15 protein-coding genes are annotated in these 22,285 nt (G+C 73.4%); 7 read left to right on the top strand and 8 right to left on the bottom strand.

Annotated elements, in window-relative coordinates:
* Positions 1-113 precede the first annotated feature (113 nt).
* From Mco01_RS22200 to Mco01_RS22180, 5 genes are all read right to left on the bottom strand, one after another.
* The gene (locus tag Mco01_RS22200; protein WP_239103818.1) at positions 114-1,220 is read right to left on the bottom strand and encodes an MBL fold metallo-hydrolase; all 1,107 of its coding nucleotides are present in this window, start codon (positions 1,218-1,220) and stop codon (positions 114-116) included.
* A gap of 157 nt (positions 1,221-1,377) precedes the next feature.
* Entirely contained in the window at positions 1,378-2,379 is a 1,002-nt protein-coding gene (locus tag Mco01_RS22195; RefSeq protein ID WP_204058816.1) for an ABC transporter permease, read from the bottom strand.
* Entirely contained in the window at positions 2,376-3,851 is a 1,476-nt protein-coding gene (locus Mco01_RS22190) for a sugar ABC transporter ATP-binding protein (protein WP_204058815.1), read from the bottom strand. Before Mco01_RS22190 ends, Mco01_RS22195 begins: the two co-directional genes overlap by 4 nt.
* Positions 3,848-4,897 (bottom strand): sugar ABC transporter substrate-binding protein, encoded by a 1,050-nt coding sequence (locus Mco01_RS22185; protein ID WP_239103817.1) that lies wholly within the window; start codon positions 4,895-4,897, stop codon positions 3,848-3,850. The genes Mco01_RS22190 and Mco01_RS22185 overlap by 4 nt, the downstream gene beginning before the upstream one ends.
* 233 nt (positions 4,898-5,130) lie before the next feature.
* A complete protein-coding gene (locus Mco01_RS22180; protein WP_239103816.1) occupies positions 5,131-5,754 on the bottom strand; it encodes a TetR/AcrR family transcriptional regulator in 624 nt (207 codons plus the stop codon).
* 82 nt (positions 5,755-5,836) lie between these two features.
* Here Mco01_RS22180 and Mco01_RS22175 point away from each other — a divergent pair, with 82 nt between their 5' ends.
* The 5 genes from Mco01_RS22175 (at position 5,837) to Mco01_RS22155 (ending at position 13,773) form a co-directional block, all read left to right on the top strand.
* Complete coding sequence (locus Mco01_RS22175) at positions 5,837-6,724, top strand: hypothetical protein (RefSeq protein WP_204058813.1); 888 nt, start codon at positions 5,837-5,839, stop codon at positions 6,722-6,724.
* Positions 6,721-9,603 carry an aromatic amino acid lyase gene (locus Mco01_RS39210; RefSeq protein WP_239103815.1) on the top strand — a complete coding sequence of 961 codons (2,883 nt, stop codon included), beginning with the start codon at positions 6,721-6,723 and terminating at the stop codon, positions 9,601-9,603. The genes Mco01_RS22175 and Mco01_RS39210 overlap by 4 nt, the downstream gene beginning before the upstream one ends.
* 80 nt (positions 9,604-9,683) lie before the next feature.
* Entirely contained in the window at positions 9,684-10,730 is a 1,047-nt protein-coding gene (locus Mco01_RS22165) for a MurR/RpiR family transcriptional regulator (RefSeq protein WP_204058812.1), read from the top strand.
* A gap of 80 nt (positions 10,731-10,810) precedes the next feature.
* On the top strand, positions 10,811-12,481 hold the full coding sequence (gene hutU / locus Mco01_RS22160) for a urocanate hydratase (protein ID WP_239103814.1): 1,671 nt from the start codon (positions 10,811-10,813) through the stop codon (positions 12,479-12,481).
* Between the two features lie 101 nt (positions 12,482-12,582).
* The gene (locus Mco01_RS22155) at positions 12,583-13,773 is read left to right on the top strand and encodes an allantoate amidohydrolase (protein WP_204058882.1); all 1,191 of its coding nucleotides are present in this window, start codon (positions 12,583-12,585) and stop codon (positions 13,771-13,773) included.
* A 179-nt stretch (positions 13,774-13,952) separates the two neighbouring features.
* Here Mco01_RS22155 and Mco01_RS22150 read toward each other — a convergent pair whose 3' ends face one another.
* Complete coding sequence (locus Mco01_RS22150) at positions 13,953-16,319, bottom strand: Tex family protein (protein WP_204058810.1); 2,367 nt, start codon at positions 16,317-16,319, stop codon at positions 13,953-13,955.
* Positions 16,320-16,557: 238 nt separating this feature from the next.
* Here Mco01_RS22150 and Mco01_RS22145 point away from each other — a divergent pair, with 238 nt between their 5' ends.
* Positions 16,558-18,471, top strand: coding sequence for an APC family permease (locus Mco01_RS22145; protein WP_239103813.1), 1,914 nt, complete (start codon positions 16,558-16,560; stop codon positions 18,469-18,471).
* Between the two features lie 221 nt (positions 18,472-18,692).
* On the opposite strand, the gene Mco01_RS39840 is transcribed toward Mco01_RS22145, so the two are convergent.
* Complete coding sequence (locus tag Mco01_RS39840) at positions 18,693-20,678, bottom strand: glycosyl hydrolase family 18 protein (RefSeq protein WP_204058809.1); 1,986 nt, start codon at positions 20,676-20,678, stop codon at positions 18,693-18,695.
* Positions 20,679-21,086: 408 nt separating this feature from the next.
* On the opposite strand from Mco01_RS39840, the gene Mco01_RS22135 reads away from it, so the two are divergent.
* Positions 21,087-21,803 (top strand): hypothetical protein, encoded by a 717-nt coding sequence (locus Mco01_RS22135; protein ID WP_204058808.1) that lies wholly within the window; start codon positions 21,087-21,089, stop codon positions 21,801-21,803.
* Positions 21,804-21,809: 6 nt separating this feature from the next.
* On the opposite strand, the gene Mco01_RS22130 is transcribed toward Mco01_RS22135, so the two are convergent.
* Positions 21,810-22,208 (bottom strand): hypothetical protein, encoded by a 399-nt coding sequence (locus Mco01_RS22130; RefSeq protein WP_204058807.1) that lies wholly within the window; start codon positions 22,206-22,208, stop codon positions 21,810-21,812.
* Positions 22,209-22,285 lie beyond the last annotated feature (77 nt).

Below are 22,285 nucleotides of genomic sequence, written 5' to 3'. Positions count from 1 at the left end.
GGGCGCTGACACCGCGCGCACACGCCGCTGTCATCGCGCGCGGCCCGCCCCGCACGCCGCCGGCGCGGCGGGCACGCCGCCGTGCCGGAACGGCGGAGCGGGGCGGCGGCGAGTCAGGCGATCGTCTGCCACCAGCCGTCGACCGGCGGCGGGTCGCCGGCCGCGACGCGCTGGCCGGGGCGGGGCACGACGAGGCGGACGCCCCGGTTCTTCGCCTCGCGCCACAGCCGGTCGACGGGGTCGCCCCAGGCGTGGGCCGACAGGCTGAACGTCCCCCAGTGCACCGGCAGGAGCAGGTCGGCCCGCACGTCGACGTGGGCGAGGATCGCCTCCTCCGGCGTCATGTGGATGTCCGGCCAGCCGGCGCTGTAGGCGCCGATCTGGATCACCGACAGGTCGAACGGCCCGTGCTCGGCGCCGATCTCGGCGTACCCGTCGAAGTAGCCCGAGTCGCCCGTGTAGAACACCCGGCGGCGCTCGCCCGCGATGACCCAGGAGGCCCAGAGCGTCCCGTCGCGCCGGAACGCCCGGCCGGAGAAGTGGCGGGCGGCCGTCGCGACGAACCGCAGGCCGCCGACCACGGCCTCCTCGTCCCAGTCGAGCTCCACGATCCGGGAGGCCGGCACCTTCCACCGTTCGAGGTGGGCGCCGACGCCCAGCGGCACGAGGAACGGCGCCGACTGGGTGCGGACCAGCTCCCGCACGGTCGCCATGTCGAGGTGGTCGTAGTGGTCGTGGGAGATCACGATCGCGTGGAGCTCGGGCAGCTCGTACAGGGGGACCGGCGGCGGGTGGAGGCGCCGGGGGCCGGTGAAGGAGACGGGGGAGCAGCGCTCGCTCCAGACCGGGTCGAGCAGCACCCGCCGCCCCTCGATCTCCACGAGGACCGACGAGTGGCCGTACCAGACGGCGTCGAGGTCGCCGCCGGACGGCGAGCCGGGGGTGGCGAGCGGCACCGGCAGGCGTGGCCTCTTGGGCTCCCTGCCGAACAGCAGGTCCCGGATGACCTGGCGCCGCACGCCCGGGGGCAGGATCGGGCTCGGCTGGGTGTTGCGGAACGCGCCGCCGCGGAACTGCCGGGAGCGGCGGACGCGCCCGGCGCGGTCGCCGGACGGGCGCGCCCCGAGTGCCGCGGGGACGTCCCGCGCCGCCCAGGCCAGGGCCGCGAGCGCGAGGGCGCCCGCGGCCAGGCGCGCCGTCCGGCCGTTTGTACTGATCAACGGTGTTTCTCCTCGCTGGGAATCCTGCCGATCAGACTAGGTCGTCCGGCCGCCGCCGCGCGCACGGTCGGCGGACGCGAACGTCCCCCCCGGAAGCGCACGAGGCGCCCCCGGGGGGACGGGAGCGCGTGGCGGCGCCCCGAGGGGAACGGGAGCGTCAGTCCTGGGCCTTGCCCCCCGCCACCCGGCTGATCATCAGCGCCACCAGGATGATCCCGCCGTACACCAGCTGCTTCCACTCGCCGGGGACGCCGCGGAGGGTGAGGATGTTCTCCACCAGGCCGATGACGAGGACGCCGGTGAGCGCGCCGAACACGGTGCCTTTGCCGCCGTCGAGGCTGACGCCGCCGATCACGGCCGCGGCGAAGACCATGAAGATCCAGCCGTTGCCCTGGTTGGCGCTGATCGAGCCCAGCCAGCCCGTCGTGAGCACGCCCGCGAGGGCGGCCAGCACGCCGCCGATCACGAAGACGCCCCACACGACCCGCTCGACCCGCACGCCGGCCGCCCGGGCCGCGTCCGCGTTGCCGCCGATGGCGTACAGGGCGCGGCCGAGCCGGAAGTAGCCGAGCGCGGCGATGCCGGCGGCGAACAGCACCCCCGTGATCCAGATGGACACGGGGACCCCGAACCAGCTCGCGCTGCCGAGGTAGAGGAACGACTGCGGCAGCTGGAACAGGCTCTTGCCGCCGGTCAGGCCGAGCTGCAGACCCCGTACGACGATCAGCATCGCCAGCGTGACCACGAACGCCGACAGCTGGAAGCGCAGGATCAGGAAGCCGTTGAACAGCCCGATCAGCGCCCCGATCAGCAGGCACAGCGGGATCGTGAGGAACGTGGGCAGGCCGATGCCGAAGCCGCCCGCCTCCGGCGGGATGACCAGCATCACCGCCAGCGCGGGCGCCAGGCCAACCGTCGACTCCAGCGACAGGTCGAACTTGCCGGAGATCAGGATCAGCGTCTCGGCCAGGACCACCAGCGCCAGCGCCGTCTGCTGCTGCAGGACGTTGAGGAGGTTCTCCGGGCTGAGGAAGGTCGGGCTGACGAACGCGCCGGCGCCCAACAGCACGATGATCACCGGGACCAGCGTGAGGTCCCTGAACCGTCCGAGCCGGATGGAGATCGGCGCCATCCTCATCCGCTCGCTCTGCTGCGTCATGCGATGCCTTCCATCAGCGCCACCAGTTCCTGGTCGGACCAGCCCCTTGGCAGGTCCCGCACGATCCGGCCGTGGAACATCACCAGCACGCGGTCGCACACGCGCAGGTCGTCCGGGTCGTCGGACACCACCAGGACCCCCGAGCCGCCGCGCGCCGCGTTCTCGACGGCGCCGAGCAGCGCCTCCTTCGCCCGCACGTCCACCCCGGCCGTGGGGTCGATCACGACCAGGGCCGTGGGGTCGTTGGACAGGGCCCGCGCGAGCACGGCCTTCTGCGCGTTGCCCCCGGACAGCTCGCCGACCGGCTGCGCCGGCCCGCTCGTCCGGATGTCCAGTTCGTCGATCATCCGGGTCGCGTACGCCCGCTGCCGCGGCGCCGAGACCGTGCCGTACCGGCCGAGGCGGCCGGCGACGGGCAGGGTGGCGTTCTCCGCGAGCGACAGCAGCGGGACGAAGCCCTCCCTGCCGCGGTCCTGCGGCACGAAGCCGAGCCCGGCCGCGACCGCGGCCGCCACGTCGCCGGGACGCAGCGGCACGCCGTCGAGGTACGCGGCGCCGGAGTCGGCGCGGCGCAGGCCCGCGAGGGTCTCGGCCACCGCCGCCTTGCCGCTGCTGCCCGAACCCGCGAGCCCGAGCACCTCGCCGCCGCGGACGTCCAGCGAGACGTCCTCGTACTGCCCGGCGAGGGTGAGGCCCTCGGCGCGCAGCACGACCTTCTCGCCGGGGGACGGCCGGTCCGACCGCTCGCCGAGCGAGACCGCGTCGCCCGTCATGGCGGCGACCAGGTCCGCCTGGGGGAGCTCGGCGACCGGCGCGGTGAGCACGTGCCGGGCGTCGCGGAACACGGTCACGTCGTCGCACACCTCGTACACCTCGTCGAGGTGGTGGGAGATGAACAGCATCGTGACGCCCTGCTCCTTCATCCCGCGCATGCGGCCGAAGAGGCGCTCGATGGCCGGCCCGTCGAGCTGGGCCGTCGGCTCGTCGAGGATGATGAACCGCGCCCCCGCCGACAGCGCCCGTGCGATCTCCAGAAGCTGGCGCTGCTCGACCGTGAGGTCCCCGGCGAGCCGGTCCGCCGGGACGGCCACGCCGTATCGCTCCAGGACCTCCTGGGCCGCCTGCCGGAGCCGCCGCCACCGGATCGGGCCGCCGTCCGACTGCCGGTTGAGGAAGAGGTTCTCGGCGACGCTGAGGCTCGGGATGACGGTGGACCTCTGGTACACGCAGGCGACCCTGCGCCGCCACCCGTCCCGGTCGGACAGGGGCGGCGCGGGCTCGCCCGCGAACAGGACCGAGCCCTCGTCGGGCCGGGCGAGGCCGGTCAGGATGGACACCATCGTCGACTTCCCCGCGCCGTTGCGCCCGACGAGGGCGTGCGTCCTGCCGTCCTCGATCCTTATCCTCGCTGCGGCGAGGGCGACCGTGGCGCCGAACCGTTTGGTGACGTCAACCGCTTCGACGGCCGTCATTTGATCTGGTTACCCCACAGCGCCTTGTCGTCCACGTTGTCCTTGGTCACCAGGGGAGCGGGAAGCTGGTCCTCGAGGCCGTTGGGGAGCTGGATGATCGTGCTGTCGTGGTCGGTGGGCCCGGGCTGGAAGGTCTTGCCCTCCACCGCGGCCTTGGCGTAGTACAGGGCGTACTTCGCGTACAGGTCGGCCGGCTGCGAGACGGTCGCGTCGATCTGGCCGTCGCGGATCGCGGCGAGCTCCTGGGGGATGCCGTCGTTGGACACGACGAACACGTGCTTGGGGTCGGTGGGCGGGACGAGCAGGTTCTTCGACTTGAGCACCTGCAGGGTGGGGGCCAGGTGGACGCCGCCGGCGTGCATGTAGACGCCCTTGATGCCCGGGTGCTGCTGGAGGAGCGTCTGGAGCATCGACGCGGCCTTGCCGCCGTCCCACTCGGTGGGGGCCTCGTAGACGGTGATGCCGGAGAACTTGCTCTTCATGCAGTCGCGGAAAGCCTCGGCGCGGTCGCGGCCGTTGACGGAGGACAGCGAGCCCATGAGCTGGACGACCTCGCCCTTGCCTCCGAGCTTGTCGCCGAGGAACTCGCAGGCCTTCTCGCCGTACGCCCGGTTGTCGGCCCGTACGACCATGTAGACGGGGCCCTTGTCCGGGCGGGTGTCGACCGAGACGACGGGGATCTTCTTGTTCGCGAGCTGTTCGAGCGTGTTGGCGATGGCCCCGGTGTCCTGGGGGGCCATGACGATGGCCTTGGCGCCCTGGCCGACGAGCGCGTTGGTGTTGGCGACGAGCTTCTGCACGTCGTTCTGGGAGTTGGTGGCCGGGAGCAGGTCGACGCCGAGCGCCTTGGCCTGCTCCGGGACGTACTTGATGTAGGAGTTCCAGAAGTCGGAGTCCGCGCGGGGGTGATCGATGCCGATCTTGCCTCCGCCGCCTCCGCTCGCCGTGGTGCCCGCGTCCGTGCCGGTCCCGGTCGACCCGCAGGCGGCCAGCGCGAGCGCCGCCACCATCCCGGCCGCCAGCCCGATGGGAATGCGTGTGTTCATGCCGCCCTCCGCAACATTGCAGCAACATCGCATTAATGATCCGATGTATAGCGCTCGGGCTCTTGTAGCGTCAACGGGGAGAACGGCAGCCGAAACGCGATCGGTATCTAGCCGATCGCCACCCAGAACCCGCACGGTACAAGGGATTTCCGGCGAGGGACCGGCTCGTGGCGACGGCGGCGGCGAGGCACGGGCCGACGTGACAGAGGGCGCTCAGACATCCGAGCGTTCCATCACTCCTGCCGTCGACGGGGCAGGCGCATGGTGAGCAGTCTGGCACGCGGCGCCACCCGCTCCGCGAGGGCGAACACGGCCTCGGTCCTGCTGCGGTCCGCGTCCAGGTGGGTGAAGAGGTTGACGCCCAGGTAGAACGTGATGGCGGCGTAGGCCAGCTCGCGCGGGGGCAGCAGCCGGGCGAGTGGCGAGCCCCCGATCACCCGTTCCAGCGTCCCCTCGACGAACTCGATCCACGGCTCGGCGCGCCTCACGATCTCCTCGCGCAGCTCGGGACGGGCGATGCCGGCGCCGACCAGCTCGGAGAACAGCGTGATGTGCCCGCCCTCCAGGTCGGCCCGATAGATGATGGTCGCGGCCTCGACCAGCTCCTCCAGCGTCCGCACCTGGGCGAGGCTCTCCCGGTAGGTGCGCATGCGCTCCTCCGACGAGCGGTCGAGGGCCGCGAGCAGCAGGGGATCCACCCCGCCGAAGTGGTAGAAGACCAGCGCCGAGTTCACGCCGGCGGCCTTGGCGATCACCCGCGCGCTCGTCCCCGCGTACCCCTCGGTCCGCAACGTCTCGGCCGCCGCCTCGATCAGCCGGTCGCGCGTCTCCGTCCCCGGCTGCCGCCTGTCGGTCACGTGATCCTCCCCTTGACATCCCGCCAGGCGTTCAGCATACGGTTTAATCACTTGGTTAAATCGATCGGTGAAGGGGTCGCGCATGCGTCTCGAACCCGGATGGAGGGCCCGCCTGACGCTGGCCGGCGTCCTGGCCGGGCTGTTCGCCGCCCTCGGCCTCTACCAGGTCCTGGAGGCGAACGGCCTGCAGCAGACCTCCCTGTTCTACGTGGGCGTCCCGGCGGTGATCGCGATCACGGTGGCGCTGACGGCCAGGGCGCGCACCTGCACCGGCCTGATCATGGCGACGATCACCATCGGGCTGGCGCTGGCCGGGCCGCTGCTGGGCGAGGGCGTCGTGTGCCTGCTGATGGCGGCCCCGCTCTTCTACCTGGTCGGCCTGGTCGTCGGGCTGGCCGTCGACTGGATGCGCCGGGACACCGGGCGGAGGAACGCGTCCCTCGTGGTCGCGCCCCTGCTGCTCGCCGTCGCCCTGGAGGGCGCCACCCCGGCGACCTCGCTGCCCAGAGAGGGGGAGGTGACCGCGGTCCGGGCGGTGGCGCCCGGGACCGACGTCGAGGCCGCCCTCGCCGGGTCGCCGCGCTTCGGGCCGGTGACCTCGCCGTTCCTGCGGCTGGGCTTCCCCCGGCCGGTCCGGTCCGAGGGACTCGGGCTCGCCGCCGGGGACGCGCGGACCGTCGTCTTCACCCCCCGCCGGTCGCTCGGCATCGGAGCGCCGCTGGAGCCGCGGAGCATGACGCTCCGCGTGGTCTCCCGCGGGCCCGGCCTGGCCGTCTTCGGGGTGGAGCGCGACACCACGCTGGCCCGGTGGCTCGATCTGCACGCGGCCGAGTTCCGGTGGGGGGACGGCCGGCTCGAGGTGACGCTGCGCTACCGCCGCACCTTCGACCCGGGCTGGTACTTCGGCCCCCTCCAGCGGTACGCCCTCTCCGAGGCGGCCGGCTACCTCGCCGCCGCGTTCGTCCCGTGATCGCGGCCGAACGGGCGCTGGCCATGTTCGCGCCGCTCGCCGCCGTGTGGGTGGCCGCGGCCGTGCGGCCGCCCTCGGAGAGGGCGGTCGCCGCGATGATCCTCGCCACGGCGTGGAACCTGCTCGCGCTGTCCCTCGTCAACGCGGTCGCGCTCGGGGCGGGCTGGTGGAGGTTCGGCGCCGAGGGAGCGGTCGTCGCGGGCGTGCCCGTCGACGTGCTGCTCGGCTGGGCCCTCCTGTGGGGCGCGCTGCCCGCGCACGCCGCCTCCCGGCTCCCGGTCCCGCTCACGGCGGCCGTTCTCGTCTGGCTGGACCTGGCGTTCATGCCGATCGCGCGGCCGCTCGTCGTGCTCGGGAGGGGCTGGCTGCTGGGGGAGGCGCTCGCGGTCGCGCTGGGCCTGGTCCCGGGGCTCCTGCTCGCCCGGTGGACGAGCGAGGGACGCCGCCTGGCCGCGCGCGCGGCCCTCCAGGTGGTGCTCGCCGGGGGGCTCATGGTGGCGGTGCCGGTGGCGCTCACCGGGGTGTGGCGGCAGCCGGCCTGGCTGTGCGGCCTGGCCGTCCAGGTCGTCGCGGTCCCCATGGTGCTGGGCGTCGCCGCGGCGCGGGAGTTCGCCACCGCCGGCGGCGGCACACCCCTGCCGTACGACCCGCCGCCGCGACTCGTCACCGGTGGGCCGTACGCGTACGTGCGCAATCCCATGCAGGTCTCGATCGCCGCCGTCTACGCGCTCCTCGGCGCGCTGGACGGCCGCTTCCTGCTGGCGGCCGCCTCGGCCGTCGCGTACGGCGCGGGGCTGGCGGCCTGGCACGAGGGCCTGCGGCTCGCCGAACGACACGGGGACGACTGGGCGGCCTACCGGCGGCGCGTGCGCCCCTGGCTGCCCCGGCTCCGTCCGGCCGCCGTCATGCCGGAGGCCGTGGTCCACGTCTCCTCGACCTGCGACCTGTGCCGTCCCCTCGGGTGGTGGATCGCCCGCCGCCGTCCCGTCCGGCTGCGCGTGCTGCCGGCCGAGGCCCACCCCGGACGGCCTCGGCGGATGACGTACGAGCGGGCCGACGGCCTGCGAGCCGAGGGCGTGGCGGCCTTCGCTCATGCGGCCGGGCACCTCCACCTCGGTTGGGCACTGGCCGGCTGGGTGCTCCTGCTACCGGGGATCGGGTGGTTCGCCCAGGTCTGCGCCGACGCCCTGGGCGCCGGACCCCGGGACCTGCCCGCGTCGCCGCCGGGAGGCCTCGGGGGACTCCTGGAGCGGGCGCCCTTGCCGCCGCGGCCCGCCCCGGGCAGACTCTGCCTGAATAGGTTCATTCATGCGAGCCGCCTGCTCGTGGCGGGTGCGGGGAGGTCGAGCGCCATGGCGTCTCCGGTGACCGGCGGGACGGTCCCGCCGGTGGCTCTCGACGGGCGCGGCCTGACCGGCGAGGCCGTGGCGCGCATCGCCGGGGGCGCGGCGGTGACGCTCGACCCGCGGGCCGTACGGGAGGCCGGGGACGCCTGGGCCAGGGCGGCCCAGCTGACGGCCTCCGGCCGGGTCTACGGCCGCAGCACCGGAGTCGGGGCCAACCGCACGGTCGAGGTGGACCCGAAGGACGCGGCAACCCACGGGGCGCGGCTCCTGCGCAGCCACGCGGGCGGCGCCGGGACGGCGCTGCCCGCCCGACAGGTCAGGGCCATGATGGCGGTCCGCCTGAACCAGCTCCTGGCGGGCGGATCCGGGGTCCGGCCCGCCGTCGTCCAGGCCCTCGCCCTGGCGCTCAACGCGGGCGTGCACCCGGAGATCCACGAGTACGGCGCGGTCGGCACCGGCGACCTGTCCGCCCTGGCCGGGCTCGGGCTCGCCCTCGCCGGAGAGCTGCCCTGGCAGGGGGAGGGGACCCCGCCGCCCCCGGTCGGCCTGGAGACCGGTGACGCGCTGGCGCTGATGAGCAGCAACGCCCTCTGCCTGGGGCAGGCGGCGCTGGCCCGCCAGGACCTCGGGCGGCTCCTCCAGGCGTCCTGCGCGGTCACCGCGCTGTCGCTGCTCGCCGTGCGGGGATCGGCCGAGGCGTTCGCCGCCCCCGTGCACGCCCGCCGCCCGCATGCCGGGTCGATCAGGGCGGCCGCCGAGATCCGGCGTCTCATCGGCGCCGCCGACCGGCCGGCCCCGCCCGCCGACCGGGTGCAGGACCCGTACGCGCTGCGGTGCTTCCCGCAGGTGCACGGCGCCGCCCTCGACGCGTGCGCCGCGCTGGACGACGTGCTCGCGGTCGACCTGAACGCGGCCGCGGAGAACCCGCTGATCAGCCCGGACGGCCCCGGCGGCGGCCCGGCGGCCTACCACCATGGCGGCTTCTACGCCGCCCATCTCGCGCTCGCGCTCGACCACCTGCGGCCCGCCCTCCTGCAGACGGCCCGCCTGTCGGCCGCCCGCCTGTCGGCACTGTTCGAGCCCGCCGTCACCGGCCTGCGGCCGTTCCTGGCCGACGACGTGCCGGCCGGGTCGGGGGTGCTGATCCTCGAGTACAGCGCCAACGCCGCGCTCGCCGCCCTGTGGGGCGAGGCCGGTCCCGCGACGCTCGGCCACGCCGTGCTGTCCCGCGGCGTGGAGGAGGCGGCGAGCTTCGCGACGCAGTCGGCCCGCCAGACGCTGCGCGCCGCCGACGCCTACCGCGTCGTGCTCGGCTGCGAACTGGTCGCCGCCGTACGGGCACTGCGGCAGCACCACGCCGTCCGGCCGATGGGAGAGTGCGACAAGGACCCGGTCTGGCAGGATCTGTCCGTGCCGGCCGGGCGTGCCTTCGCCCTGGCCGACGCCGCGCTCGACCCATCGATGGCCGACCGCCCGCTGACCGCCGACGTGGCCGCCGCGACCGCCCTGCTCGACCGGCTCGCTGACCTGTGACGGATGCCTGGTGCGGTGTGCCCCCGACGCCTTGTGCCCCTTGCGCCCTTGTGCCTCACCGCCCCCGACCGAGGAGAGGAATGACCGGAGACGACGTCCGGGCGCGCATGCTGCGCCTGTTCGAGGGGCGGCGGCTGACGCCCGTCCAGCGCCGGATCGCCCATTGCCTGGTCCAGCACGCCGCGGACGCGCCGTTCCTGTCGAGCGTCGAGGTGGCGGAGCTGGCCGGGGTCAGCCAGCCGTCCGTCACACGCTTCGCGACGGCGCTCGGCTTCGAGGGCTACCCCGAGCTGCGGCGGCGGCTGCGCCAGGTGGGCCTGCACGAGGCGGGGACGGACGGGGGCCGGCCGGGCGAGATAGGTCTGGGCGCCTTCATGGGCGCGGCGGGGCTGGGGCACGGGCAGCCGGGCGCGGCGGGCCTGGGCGATGCGCGGCCGAGTCGGGGCGGGCTGCTGCCGGACCTTGCCGGGCCGGACCTTGCTGGGCCGGACCTTGCTGGGCCGGACGTCGCCGGGCCGGACGGGCGATCTCGGCGGCACGCGGCGAACGAGCTCCAGCGCGCGGTCGAGGCCGAGATCGCCAACCTGGGGCAGGTGTGGGCGCTGCTCGCCGACCCGGCACCGGTGGCGGAGGCCGCACGGACGCTGGCCGCGTCCCGGCCGCTCCCCGTGCTCGGCCTGCGCGCCGCCGCGGCCGAGGCCGCCGCGTTCGCGTACTTCGCCGCGAAGATCCACCCCGACGTACGGCTGCTGGACGAGGGGGGCTCCCTGCTGGCCGACCGGATCGAGCAGGCGGCCGCCGCGGGGGCGGGCGCGCTGCTGTGCTTCGCGCTGCCCCGGCACCCGTCCGAGCTGCTCGACGCGCTGGCGGCGGCCCGGGCCGCCGGGCTGAGCGTGGTGACCGTCGCCGCCGGCGCCCTGACCGCCCTGGCGGAGCTGTCCGACGTGCTGCTGACGGCGCCGGTCGGCACCCGGCTGGTGTTCGACACCGCCTGCGCGCCGATGGTGCTCGGGCGGGTGCTGCTGGAGCTGATGTGCGACGCCTTGCCCGGCGCCCAGGCCCGGCTGGAGGCCTTCGAGCTGTCGGCGGCCTCGCGGGGGCTGTTCATCGACCAGCCCGTTGACTGAAGATATTCATACGCGATATCGGTGAATAAATGAATTCTCCGTGGCCGGGGTCGGACACGGGAGCTTTCGGAGGAGGGGACGTGGCCCAAGGCAACGGCCGGGAGCCGATCCGGGCGCCGCGCGGCGCGGGGCTGAACAGCCGGGGGTGGCAGCAGGAGGCCGCCCTGCGCATGCTGATGAACAACCTCGATCCGGAGGTGGCCGAGCACCCGGACAAGCTGGTCGTCTACGGCGGCACCGGCAAGGCGGCCCGCGACTGGCCCTCCTACGACGCCATCGTCCGCACCCTCGCGACGCTCGGCGGCGACGAGACGCTGCTCGTGCAGTCGGGCCGTCCGGTCGGGGTGATGACGACGCACGAGTGGGCCCCCCGCGTCCTGATCGCCAACTCCAACCTGGTGGGCGACTGGGCCACCTGGCCCGAGTTCCGGCGGCTGGAGCAGCTGGGCCTCACGATGTACGGCCAGATGACGGCCGGGTCGTGGATCTACATCGGCACCCAGGGCATCCTGCAGGGCACGTACGAGACGTTCGGCGCGGTCGCTGCGAAGAGGTTCGGCGGCAGCCTCGCCGGCACGATCACGCTGACCGCGGGCCTCGGCGGCATGGGCGGCGCCCAGCCGCTCGCCGTCACGATGAACGGCGGCGTCGCGATCTGCGTCGACTGCGACCCGCGCAGCATCGACCGCCGGATCGAGCACCGCTACCTGGACGTCCGGGCCGCCGACCTGGACGAGGCCCTGCGCCTGGCGTACGAGGCACGGGACGCCCGCCGCCCGCTGTCCGTCGGCGTGGAGGCCAACGCGGCCGAGGCCGTCCCGGAGCTGCTCGCCCGCGGCGCGGAGATCGACGTGGTGACCGACCAGACCAGCGCCCACGACCCGCTCGCGTACCTGCCGATCGGCGTCGCGTTCGAGGACATGGCCGCCGAGGCGCGCAAGGACCCCGACGGCTTCACCCAGCGCGCGCGGGAGTCGATGGCCCGGCACGTGGAGGCGATGGTCGGCTTCCAGGACGCCGGCGCCGAGGTGTTCGACTACGGCAACTCGATCCGCGGGGAGGCGCGGCTGGCCGGGTACTCCCGGGCCTTCGACTTCCCCGGCTTCGTGCCCGCCTACATCCGCCCGCTGTTCTGCGAGGGCAAGGGCCCGTTCCGGTGGGCCGCCCTGTCCGGCGACCCCGCCGACATCGCGCGCACCGACCGGGCCGTGCTCGACCTGTTCCCGGAGAACGAGTCGCTGGCCCGGTGGATCACGATGGCCGGGGAGCGGGTGCGGTTCCAGGGCCTGCCGGCCCGGATCTGCTGGCTCGGGTACGGCGAGCGCGACCGGGCCGGCGAGCGGTTCAACGACCTGGTCGCGTCCGGTGAGGTCTCCGCGCCCATCGTGATCGGCCGCGACCACCTCGACTGCGGGTCGGTGGCCTCGCCGTACCGCGAGACCGAGGCGATGCTGGACGGCTCCGACGCCATCGCCGACTGGCCGCTGCTCAACGCGATGGTGAACGTCGCGTCCGGCGCGTCCTGGGTGTCGATCCACCATGGCGGCGGCGTCGGCATCGGGCGTTCCATCCACGCGGGGCAGGTCACGGTCGCCGACGGCACCGCCCTCGCGGGCGAGAAGATCCGGCGGGTGCTGACGAACGACCCGGGGATGGGCGTGATCCGGCACGTGGACGCCGGCTACGACCGCGCGGCCGAGGTCGCCCACGAGCGGGGCGTACGGGTGCCGATGGCCGAGGCCGGCGCGTGAGCCCAGGCGGACAGCCAGGCGGAGCCGGGCCGGCGAGCACCGGCGGCGAGCCGGCTCTCTCGCCGGTTCCTGCCGAGCTCGTGGAGGACGGCTTCCGCCTCATGTGGCGCGACCTGCTCCCGATCGGACGGCACGAGGCGACCGGCGGCTACCGGCGTCACGCCTGGACGGCCGCCGACGCCGAGTGCCGGGCGTGGTTCGCCGAGCAGGCGCGCGGCCGCGGGCTGCGGTACGAGGTCGACAGGAACGGCAACCAGTGGGCCTGGCTCGGGGACCCCGCCGCCGGGGACGCCGTCGTCACCGGCTCGCACCTCGACTCGGTCCCCGACGGGGGGGCGTACGACGGCCCGCTGGGCGTGGTGTCCGCGTTCGCCGCACTCGACGCCTTGCGCGATGCGGGGGTGTCGCCGCGCCGGCCGCTGGCGGTGGTGAACTTCGCCGAGGAGGAGGGCTCTCGGTTCGGCGTGGCCTGCGCCGGGTCGCGGCTCATGACCGGGGCCCTCGCCCCCGAGTCCGCGAGGTCGCTGCGCGACGCCGACGGCTTCGTTATGGCGGACGCCATGGAGGGCGCGGGGATCGACCCGTCCGCCCTCGGGCGGGACGACGAACGCCTCGCCCGCATCGGCGTGTACGTGGAGTTGCACGTCGAGCAGGGCCGCTGCCTGGCGGACATCCCGCACGCCGTCGGGGTGGCCTCGGCGATCTGGCCGCACGGCCGCTGGCGCTTCGACTTCCGGGGCGAGGCCAACCACGCCGGCACGACGCGGCTGGAGGACCGCCGCGACCCGATGCTGGGCTACGCCGCGGCTGTCCTCGCGGCCAGGGAGAGCGCCGCGAGAGCCGGGGGTCTGGCCACCTTCGGCCGCGTCCGGGTCGAGCCGAACGGCACCAACGCGATCGCGTCGCTGGTCTCGGCCTGGCTCGACTGCCGGGCGCCCGACTCCGCGGTGGTGGACGCCCTGGTGGAGGAGATCGCCGAGGCCTCGGAGGGCGCCGAGGTCACGAGGGAGTCCTTCACCCCGGTTGTGACCTTCGACGGCACGCTGCGCGACCGGCTGGTGGGGGTGCTCGGCGGGGTCCCGGTCTTGCCGACGGGTGCGGGACACGACGCCGGGATCCTCGCGGCCGCCGTTCCCACGGCCATGCTGTTCGTGCGCAACCCGACCGGGGTGTCCCACTCGCCGTACGAGCACGCCGAGGAGCGTGACTGCCTCACCGGCGCCTCCGCCCTCGCCACCGTCCTCGCCGACCTCCTCGGCGCCGCCTCCGCCACGTCGCCCCCGCCCGGCTGATCGGCGACCGCGACTCGACATCCGGCAGCGCCCCCGCGCGGCGCCGTGCGTTTGCGCCGCCGGCGCCGTCCGGGCCGCCCGTCTGCGTCGCCGCCCCGGCGCGCTCCGCGCCGCCCGCCGCGCCGTGTGCGTGCGGCGGCCGGAGGGCGGCGCGTTCTTCTCCAGAACGGTCTGGGTGGTCAGCGGGAGTCGGGGCCGGTGAGGCCGGCCCGGCGCAGAGCCTCCGCCATGGCGCCACCGGCGGGGGCGCCGGAGTTGCGGCCGTTGCCCCGGCCGTTGCCACGCCCGGATCCGCCCTGCTCCCGGCGGGACTGGTCGCGCTGCCCGCCCGGGCGGCCCTGCCGTCCGCCGCCGCGGGCCTCGCCGTCCTGCCCGGACCGCTGCCCGTTGCGCGCGACCTCGTCCTCCAGGCGCAGCGTGAGCGAGATCCGCTTGCGCGGGATGTCGACGTCGAGCACCTTCACCCGGACGATGTCGCCGGGCTTGACCACCTCGCGCGGGTCCTTCACGAAGGAGCTGGACATGGCGGACACGTGGACGAGCCCGTCCTGGTGCACGCCGATGTCGACGAACGCCCCGAACGCCGCGACGTTCGTCACCACGCCCTCCAGCACCATGCCGGGCGTCAGGTCCGAGATCTTCTCGACGCCCTCCTTGAAGGTCGCCGTCTTGAAGGCGGGACGGGGGTCGCGGCCCGGCTTCTCGAGCTCCTTGAGGATGTCGGTGACGGTAGGCAGTCCGAAGCTGCCGTCGACGAACTCCTCCGGCCGGATCTTGCGCAGCACCACCGTGTTGCCGATCAGCGTGCGCAGCTCGCCACCCGTGGAGTGCAGGATCCGGCGCACCACCGGGTACGCCTCGGGGTGCACGCTGGACGCGTCGAGGGGGTCGTCGCCGCCCGGGATGCGCAGAAAGCCGGCGCACTGCTCGAACGCCTTCGGGCCGAGCCGCGACACCTCCTTCAGCCCCTGCCGGGAGCGGAACGGGCCGTTGGCGTCCCGGTGGGACACGATGTTCTCGGCGAGTCCGGAGCTGATGCCGGACACGCGGGTCAGCAGGGGCACCGAGGCGGTGTTGACGTCGACGCCGACCCCGTTCACACAGTCCTCCACGACGGCGTCGAGCGAGCGCGACAGCTTCACCTCGGACACGTCGTGCTGGTACTGCCCCACGCCGATCGACTTCGGGTCGATCTTCACGAGCTCGGCCAGGGGGTCCTGCAGGCGCCGGGCGATCGACACCGCGCCGCGCAGCGACACGTCGAGCCCCGGCAGCTCCTGCGACGCGTACGCCGAGGCGGAGTAGACCGAGGCGCCCGCCTCGGACACCACGACCTTCGTCAGGTGCGGCATCAGCTTGACCAGTTCCCCGGCGAGCTTGTCGGTCTCACGCGAGGCCGTGCCGTTGCCGATGGCGATGAGCTCGACGCCGTGCTGGGTGGCGAGCCGCCCGAGCACGGCGAGGGACTGGTCCCACTGCCGCTTCGGCTCGTGGGGGTAGATCGTCTCGGTGGCCACCACCTTGCCCGTGGCGTCGACGACCGCCACCTTCACACCCGTCCGCAGCCCCGGGTCGAGGCCCATCGTGGGCCTGGTCCCCGCGGGCGCGGCGAGCAGCAGGTCGCGCAGGTTGGCGGCGAAGACGCGGACGGCCTCCTCCTCGGCCGCCTGGAACAGCCGGGTGCGCAGGTCGATGCCGAGGTGGACGAGGATGCGGGTGCGCCAGGCCCACCGGACGGTGTCCGACAGCCACCGGTCGGCGGGACGGCCCTGGTCCGACACCCCGAACCGCCGGGCGATCCGCGCCTCGTAGTCGTTGGGCTCCTCGGCCGCCGGGTCGAGCGTGAGGCTGAGGATCTCCTCCTTCTCCCCCCGGAACATCGCCAGGATGCGGTGCGACGGCAGCTTGGTGAACGGCTCGGAGAAGTCGAAGTAGTCGGAGAACTTGGCCCCGGCCTCCTGCTTGTCCTCCCGCACCTGCGACACGAGGCGACCGCGGCCCCACATCCGCTCACGCAGGTCGCCGATCAGGTCGGCGTCCTCCGCGAAACGCTCGACCAGGATGGCCCGGGCGCCCTCCAGCGCGGCCGCCGCGTCGGCCACACTCTCGCCGACGTACGCCTCGGCCGTGGCCTGCGGGTCGAGGGACGGGTCGCCGAGCAGGGCGTCGGCGAGCGGCTCCAGCCCGGCCTCGCGGGCGATCTGCGCCTTCGTGCGGCGCTTGGGCTTGAACGGGAGGTAGATGTCCTCCAGGCGCGCCTTCGAGTCGGCCGCCAGGATTCGCGCCTCGAGCGCCTCGTCGAGCTTGCCCTGGGATCGGATCGAGTCGAGGATGGCCGTCCGCCGCTCCTCCATCTCGCGCAGGTAGCGCAGCCGCTCCTCCAGCGTGCGAAGCTGCGCGTCGTCGAGCGCGCCCGTCGCCTCCTTGCGGTAGCGGGCGATGAACGGCACCGTGGCCCCGCCGTCGAGCAGGTCCACGGCCGCGGTCACCTGGCTCTCGCGCACACCGAGCTCTTCGGCGATCCGCTGCTGAATGGAGGTCGTCACGATCCTGTCCGCCTTCTTCCGGGAGGGCTCTCATTCTGCCGGATCAACCGGCCCCCTCGCCCGGCCTGTGGATATCCCGCCTCCGGCGCCTGTGCCCACGGGGTTTTCCACAGGAGGCGATCTTCCCGCCGGGAACCGCGGCGGCACCGATATCGTCTGTCCAGCTGTGCCGGCGGCGCCGGCGTGAGAGCCGCCCGCATGGGCAGCGGGTCACCACGAGACAAGGAGAGTGAGCGGGTTGACCACGTCCACCCAGGAGGAGACGGGGCCCGTGCGCGCCTGGCTGCTCGAGGGCCTCCAGCGCGACCGCCATTCCGCCGGCCCCCACGCCGACGAGCCGGGCAAGCGGCACCCGTGGTGGCAGGTCATGTGCCTCACCGGCGTCGACTACTTCTCCACCCTCGGCTACCAGCCCGGTATCGCGGCGCTCGCCGCGGGCGCGCTGTCGCCGATCGCGACGTCGCTGCTGGTGGCGCTCACGCTGTTCGGCGCGCTGCCCACCTACCGCGCCGTCGCGGAGCGCAGCCCGTACGGCATGGGCTCGATCGCGATGCTGGAGCGGCTGCTTCCCCGCTGGTGGGGCAAGCTCTTCGTGCTCGTGCTGCTGGGCTTCGTGGCGACGGCGTTCGTCTTCACGATCACGCTGTCGGCCTCCGACGCCACGGCCCACATCCTGCAGAACCCGTTCGTCCCGGCGTTCCTCGACGGGCAGCGCGTCCCCATCACGCTGCTGCTCATCGCGGTGCTCGGCGGGATCTTCCTGCGCGGGTTCAGCGAGGCCATCGGGCTCGCCGTCGTGCTGGTCGCCACCTATCTCGCGCTCAACGTCGTGGTGGTGGCCGTGGCCCTGCGCGAGGTCGTCGTCCACCCCGAGTTGCTCCGCGGCTGGCAGCACGCGCTCACGACCGAGCACTCCGGGCCGATCGCCATGGTGGCGATGTCGCTCCTCGTGCTGCCGAAGCTGGCGCTCGGCCTGTCGGGCTTCGAGACCGGCGTCGCGGTGATGCCGCAGGTCAACGGTGACCTGGAGCAGCGCATCCGGGGCACCCGCCGGCTGCTGACGACCGCCGCCCTGATCATGAGCGTGTTCCTGCTCACCAGCAGTGTCGCGACGAGCGTGCTCATCCCGGCGAAGGAGTTCCAGGAGGGCGGCAAGGCCAGCGGCCGCGCGCTCGCCTACCTGGCCCATCAGTACCTCGGCGACTGGTTCGGCACGGCCTACGACGTGAGCACCATCGCCATCCTCTGGTTCGCCGGGGCGTCGGCGCTGACCGGCCTGCTCAACATCGTCCCCCGCTACCTTCCCCGGTACGGCATGGCCCCCGACTGGGCTCGCGCGGTGCGCCCGCTGGTCCTGGTCTTCACCGTGATCTCCTTCGGCATCACGATCCTCTTCGGCGCCCAGGTCGAGCCCCAGGGCGGGGCGTACGCCACCGGCGTGCTCGCGCTGATCCTGTCCGCGGCGGCGGCCGTGACGATCACCGCGTTCGTCGAGGGCCGCACAGTCCGCGCGGTCCTGTTCGGCCTCATCGCGGCGGTGCTCGTCTACGCGGCGGTGGAGAACATCCGGGAGCGCCCCGACGGCCTGCAGATCGCGCTGTTCTTCGTCCTGGCCATCGTGGTCACCTCGCTCATCTCCCGGGCCACCCGCAGCACCGAGTTGCGCGCCACGGACGTGGAGCTCGACGAGACGGCCAGGGAGATCGTCACGGGCATCGACGGCGAGCTCCGGCTCATCGCCAACGAGCCGGACGCGCGCGATCCCGCGGAGTACGCCGAGAAGGACCGCGAGACCCGGGAGTACCACCACCTGCCCGACGACGAGCCGATGATCTTTCTGGAGGTCACGCTCGGGGACGCCTCCGAGTTCGAGTCCGAGCTGTGCGTCCGCGGGGAGACCCGCCACGGCTACAAGGTGCTGACCGTCACCAGTCCCGCCGTGGCCAACACGATCGCCGCGATCCTGTTCTCCCTGCGCGACATGACGGGCAAGCGGCCCCACGTGTACTTCCACTGGGCCGAGGGCAACCCCGTCGGCGCGCTGCTGCGCTACCTCGTCTTCGGCGGCGGCGACGTGCCCCCGCTGACGCGGGAGGTGATCCGCAAGGCCGAGCCCGAAGTCGCCCGCCGCCCCCAGGTCCACGTGGGCTGACCACGCCAGCCGCCCGCGCCCCCGCTCCCGTGCCGCTGCCGCGGGCACGGGTGCAGCGCCTGGCACGTGGAGCACGCGGGCACGGGGGCAGGGCCGAGCGCGAGGGGGCGTGGGCACGGGGCATGAAGACGGGGCATGGAGACGGTGCCGGCCGGGGAGGGCGCACCGAAGACGTTCGGCGCGCCCTCCCCGGCCGGTGTGGATCAGCCGGTCCTACGCGCTCATCCCAGGCCGTTCTTCATGGCCGTGATGAGCTCGCCGTTCGTGGTGTCGCCGCTGAGCTCCCAGAAGAACGAACCGCCGAGGCCCTGGTTCTTCGCGTAGCTCATCTTCCCCCCGATGGTGCTCGGGGTGTCGTAGCTCCACCAGTTGCCGCCGCACTTGGCGTACGCCGTGCCGGCGACGGTCCCGGTGGCGGGGCAGGTGTTCTTGAGGACCTTGTAGTCCTCGATGCCGGCCTCGTAGGTGCCGGGGGCCGCGCCGGTGGCCGAGCCGCCGGGGGCGGCCTGGGTGACGCCGGTCCAGCCGCGGCCGTAGAAGCCGATGCCGAGCAGCAGCTTGCTCGCCGGCACGCCCTTGCTCTTCAGCTTCTGGATCGCCGCGTCCGAATAGAACCCGGCGGTCGGGATGCCGCTGTAGGAGGTGAGCGGTGAGTGCGGCGCCGTCGGGCCGGTGGCCGCCCAGGCGCCGAAGTAGTCGTACGTCATGACGTTGTACCAGTCGACGTACTGCGCCGCGCCCCCGTAGTCGGCGGCGTCGATCTTGCCGCCGTTGGTGCCGTCCGCCGTGATGGCCGCGGTGACCAGGTAGTTGGGCCCGAACCTGGCGCGCAGTGCCGCCATGAGGTTCTTGAACGCCGCGGTGCCGCTGCTGTCGCAGCTGAGCCCGCAGGCGTTCGGGTACTCCCAGTCGATGTCGATGCCGTCGAACACATCGGCCCAGCGCGGGTCCTCCACGAGGCTGTAGCAGGAGTTGGCGAACGCCGTGGGGTTGGCCGCGGCCTGCGCGAACCCGCCAGACCAGGTCCAGCCGCCGAACGACCAGAGGATCTTCAGGCCCGGGTGGAGGGCCTTGAGCTTGCGGAGCTGGCCGAAGCTGCCGCGCAGCACGCCGGCGTCCCAGGTGTCGGCCTTGCCGTCCACGCTGTACGCGGTCGTGTACGCCATGTCGTAGTCGGCGTAGGAGTCGCCGATCGCGCACTGGCCGTTGGTCACGTTGCCGAACGCGTAGTTGATGTAGCCGAGCTTGGCGGCCGAGCCGCTCGTCTCGATGTTCTTCACGAAGTACTGGCGGCCGTACACGCCCCATTCGGCGAAGTAGCCGAGCAGCTTGTTGCCGCCACCGCCGCCTCCGGTGCTCTGGGTGGTGCCGGTGACGCCGTTGCTGGCGGCGGAGAGGTTTCCGGCGGCGTCCTTGGCCTTGACGGTGTAGCTGTAGGCGGTGCTGGCCGCGAGGCCGGTGTCGGTGTAGGAGGTGCCGGTGACGGTGGTGACGAGGGTGCTGCCGCGGTAGACGTTGTAGCCGGTCACGCCGACGTTGTCGGTGGAGGCGTCCCAGGCGAGGGCGACGCTGGAGGAGGTGGTGCCGGTGACGCGCAGGTTGCCGGGCGCGCTCGGCGCGGTGGTGTCCCCGCCTCCGCCCGTGCCGCCGGTCACGGAGATCGCCGAGACGGTGGCGTAGTTGGCCCCGCCGTTCATGTTGAACTGCACGTTCAGCTGGCCGTCGGAGACCGTCGTGGTGAACGTCCTGTCGCAGGCGGTCAGCGCGCCGCAGGCGGCGTAGATGTCGAAGGCCGTGAGCACGGTGACGCCCTCGGCGCGCACGTCGAACCTGCGCTGGCCCGCGGCGTTCGCCCAGTCCTCGACCATTTTCAGCGTGACCTGGTAGGTGCCGTTGGCCACGTCGAACTTGTAGCCCGTCCACCCGCTGAACAGGTTGTAGGTCTGGTAGAGCGCGTCGTCGGCGGTGCCGGCGATCGGGCTGCTCGTCGAGCTCGCCCCGTAGAGCGTGTCGTAGCCCCAGCTCCCGCTGGAGTACGCCTTATCGGCCGACCAGGTGTTGCCCGAGCCGTCCGTGAAGGCGGGGCCGTTGGCGTCGGCGCGGATCGGGACGGTCACGGCGCCGTACGCGCCGGGCGCCGAGACGGCCAGGGGGATCAGCAGTGCCCCCAGGGCCGCGAGGAGAGTCGGGATGATCCTTCGTTTCATGTGGTGCTCCACGTCCATGGGCTGATGGCGGGGGGAGGGGTGCGGTGGACGCGCGCGAGACGGCGGAGCCGGTCGCGGAAACGGTGCGGGCACAGGCCGGACGAACGGATACGGGCGGGGATCGCGGCATCGGGGACGCTCCTGCCTGTGACGCTGAGGGAAACTATTAGTAAGGTTTCCTTTTAGTTTTGAGGTGAACGTACCCGCGGCCCGGAGGGCCGTCAATATCCCGCCGTCCCGGGTCGCCTCCGCGGGTGACGGCGGATCAGCCTCACGGCGGACGAGGCGTGGCCCGTCGCGGGCCTACCGTTCCGGTCCGGAACGAGACAGGAGCCGTCGCACCCGGCGGCTCGACCGGAAGGAAGCCGTCCCGGGAAGCGCCGCGACGGCACAGCCGAGGAGGGAACGATGTTCACCCAATCCGCGAGGTTCAGGCGCGTCGCCACGGGCGCACTGCTGGTCCTGGCCCCGCTCCTGCTGATGCTCGCCGTCATCGTGGACCCGGGGACCTGGGGCGACGACCGCGAGGCCGTGAGCTATGGGGACAACCCGGCGCTCGCCCAGCTGGAGTCGGTGCTGTTCCACTGGAGCTGGCTGCTCACCGCGGTGGCGGTGATCGGCGTGCTGCACGTGGTGCGGCGCAGGGCCGTCGTGCTCGGCCACGTCGCCGGGGTCGTGTCGGTCCTCGGCGCCATCAACATGTCGGCGCTCATGCTGGTCGACCCCGTCGAGTGGTGGTTCGGCCGGCACTACCCGGTGGCGGAGGCGGAGCGGCTCACCAACGAGGTCCTCGGCCTCCCCGGCGTCATCTTCGGCTACCAGATGCCGTGGCTGTTCTTCGCGCTGTTCGGCGTGCCGCTGGTGACGGTCGCCGTGTGGCGGGCCGGGTTCGTCCGGTGGTGGGTCCCCGCGCTGGCCGCGGTCGGCTACATCGGCGCGCTGCCCGTGCCGTACGGACCGGCCACGGTGGTGCTGTGGACGCTGCCGCTGGTCGCCCTCGGCTCGATCGGCCTGAGGATCCTGCGCATGTCCGACGCGGACTGGATCTCCTACTATCCGTCCGCCGCGCTCCCCACGACCGCCGAGGCGACGGCGGAGGCGGCGGCTTCGGAGACGGCGGCCTGACCGGGGTCAGCGCACGCGCTGGTACAGCCCGAGGCCGGCCAGCAGGACGATCGCCAGGGTCGTCACGGTGTGCGGCGCGAGCGGCGCCCTCGGCCGGCGCGCCGGGGCGTCCGCGCCGGGCCCGGGACGGGTCAGGGGGATCTCCTTGTGGTGGGCGAGGTAGCCGATGGGGAACGTCGTCACGGTGCCGCAGCCGCACTCGGGGCAGATCATCCCGGACCAGGGAGGCTGGACCTGCACCCCGCCCCGCGTCCACACGGCGACGTCGGCGCCGTGCCCGTCCGGGACCCGCTGGACCAGGTACTCCTCCTCCCACACCCGCAGGCAGTGCAGGCACTCGAACGGCCACGTCTCGTAGGTGCTGTTTTCCCCGTGCACCCCCATCACCCCCGTGGAATACGACATCTCCCGCTTTCGAGTGTGGGCGCCGGGTTGGAACCCCTGCAAGGGGACGTATGCCACGAAGAGTAATCATTTCATCG

It is taken from the genome of Microbispora corallina (assembly GCF_016863035.1).
Classification (GTDB): domain Bacteria; phylum Actinomycetota; class Actinomycetes; order Streptosporangiales; family Streptosporangiaceae; genus Microbispora; species Microbispora corallina.
This window is presented reverse-complemented; position numbering and strand designations above follow the sequence as displayed.